The organism is Synechococcus sp. WC101 (genome assembly GCF_047461555.1).
Taxonomy (GTDB): Bacteria; Cyanobacteriota; Cyanobacteriia; order Thermostichales; family Thermostichaceae; genus Thermostichus.
The window spans coordinates 1-2,278 of record NZ_JANSHG010000252.1 but is presented as its reverse complement, the minus strand read 5'-3'; the positions used below and the strand labels follow the sequence as shown (position 1 = coordinate 2,278).

Below are 2,278 nucleotides of genomic sequence, written 5' to 3'. Positions count from 1 at the left end.
GCTGGGATATAGGGGGGTACAGAGCGGGGCTTCCAGGACTACGTCCCGCTAGCGCGAACGGCGGATTAGCTAAAACTCCCGCCCTCGCCCAAAGGCCAGAACTTCATCCACCCCCAAGCGAGGCTTGCGCGGCAAGTTGCCGGGCGCAGGGTAGCCCACCGCCAGCAGCATCACCGGCACGTAGCGATCAGCAATCCCAAACTCTCGCTTGACCCCTTCAGGGTCAAAGCCGATCATCGGCCCGCTCACCAAACCCTTCGCCTGCGCCGCGATCATCAGTGCCATGGCCGCCAGCGCCCCGGAGCGAATCGCCTCGTCCCGCGCCAAGGTGGGGTTGTTGGCGTAGGTGGCTTGGGCCATGCTTACCCAACTTTCCGCCCGCTCAGGAGGGAGGATCCCGGCGGCAACGGCCCTTTGGGCGATCTCAGGCAGCTTCTCATAGCCCTTCAGATCCCCCAAGATGATAAACACCACCGCCGCATCCGCCACCTTCTGCTGGTTGTAGGCCAGGGCCTTGAGGCGCTCTTTATCTGCAGGATCGGCGACGGCAACAAACCGCCAATGCTGGATGTTGAAGGAAGAGGGGGCTTCCGTAGCATAGGCAACCAGCTCTTGGATCTCCATCTCCGATAAAGAGCGGCTGGGATCGAACTTGTCGGCGGAGATGCGCGCTTTTAGGGCGGCTAGGGCGTCCATCGCAATCCTCGAAGCTCAAAGGTCGAAAGCAAGAAGGCTGCTGACCCCACGACTGGAGGCAGAGTTGGTGAGCAGCCGTACATTCTGGGTTCAAACGGTCTGCCCTCTCTAGGTTATCTCCTTTTTAGCCGGTCTGAAGCAACCGGTGAGCCGGGCCTTGGCAAGCAGCCCCCTCGGCCAAACGGGATCCCTGGCCCAAAGGCAGCTATGATAAGGGGATAATCAAGGCTCTAGCCCGCAGCATTGGATTTTGCGGGGTCACAGACCGGCGATGGCGAGCGGTGTGGTTGATGGGGAGAGGCAACCTGTGAATTTCGGTCGCGTGCTGACGGCAATGGTGACTCCCTTTACACCTGAGGGGGAGCTTAACTACGAAGAAGCCGCTCGTTTGGCCGATTACTTGGTAACCCATGGCAGCGATGGTCTCGTGGTCTGTGGCACCACCGGCGAGTCTCCCACCCTAACCTGGCAAGAGGAGTACGAACTGTTCCGCGTGGTGCGAGATGCGGTGGCCGGTCGGGCTAAAGTTATCGCCGGGACGGGATCCAACTCCACCCGCGAAGCCATTGAAGCCACCAAAAAAGCTGCCCAATTGGGCTTGGATGGCTCTTTACAGGTGGTGCCCTACTACAACAAACCCACCCAAGCTGGCCTCTATCAGCACTTTAAGGCGATCGCCCAAGCCAGCGACCTGCCCATCATGCTCTACAACATTCCTGGTCGGACGGGGGTGAGCCTGCAGCCGGAAACTGTGGCGAAATTGGCGGAGTTGGAAACGATTGTCGCCATCAAGGAAGCTAGTGGTATAATGGACGCAGTCTCGGAAATTCGGCGGCTCACTCCCTCACATTTCGGCATCTACTCAGGAGATGACTCTCTGACATTGCCGATCCTATCTTTGGGAGGCAGCGGTGTGGTCAGTGTAGCTAGCCACTTAGTTGGGCCGCAACTGCAGGAATTGATTCAAAGCTACAGCAGGGGACAACACGACCAAGCCTTGACTTATCATTTGCGTCTGTTTCCGCTGTTTAAGGCTTTGTTTATTGAGACCAACCCTGTTCCGATCAAAGCAGCGCTAGAGATGCAGGGTTGGCTAGTGGGGCAGGTGCGCCCTCCGCTGGTGCCTCTCCAGGGCGGTTCTTTACAGGTTTTACGGCAAGTGCTGCAAGAAATGGGCCTCCTGGCTGAAGCGCAGGGATCCGAACGAGGGACGGCGAAGGCTTCATGATTCGATTATTTTCTTAGGTTTTACCTTTACCATGACGAGAGTTTTTTAAGGGTTAGGGGGTCTTCTGTGGCGTTTGAGCTGTGATTAAGACAGTTTTCCTTCTAATTTTTGCTTTTTCCCAACTGGGAAAGAGGTAAATTGCAACAGCGGAATCCGCCTTTTACCTATGACCTTGCGGGTAAGTTTGCTGGGATTTGTCTATACCAGTTTTCGTCTGTTGTTTGACTGTCACTGTTGAGGATCTAAAGCTAGTATGCCAACACCACGTACTTCGATCGCTTCCCGTCCTGCGGCTTCGGCAGCTAAGCCCACTTCCTCTCTGCAGATGATCCCGCTAGGAGGCGAGCGGGAGAT

At 56.7% G+C, this 2,278-nt stretch carries 2 protein-coding genes; one reads left to right on the top strand and one right to left on the bottom strand.

Translation table 11 applies throughout. The features are described 5' to 3' along the window. Positions 1-69: 69 nt before the first annotated feature. A complete protein-coding gene (locus tag NW809_RS12085; RefSeq protein WP_099812400.1) occupies positions 70-696 on the bottom strand; it encodes a nitroreductase family protein in 627 nt (208 codons plus the stop codon). Between the two features lie 271 nt (positions 697-967). Here NW809_RS12085 and dapA point away from each other — a divergent pair, with 271 nt between their 5' ends. Further along, entirely contained in the window at positions 968-1,924 is a 957-nt protein-coding gene (gene dapA, locus NW809_RS12080; RefSeq protein ID WP_414402253.1) for a 4-hydroxy-tetrahydrodipicolinate synthase, read from the top strand. The last annotated feature ends 354 nt before the right edge of the window (positions 1,925-2,278 follow it).

Excerpts from the sequence above, each read along its gene's own strand:
- dapA (WP_414402253.1), top strand. The coding sequence starts at position 968 with ATGGCGAGCGGTGTGGTTGATGGGGAGAGGCAACCTGTGAATTTCGGT.
- NW809_RS12085 (WP_099812400.1), bottom strand. The coding sequence starts at position 696 with ATGGACGCCCTAGCCGCCCTAAAAGCGCGCATCTCCGCCGACAAGTTC.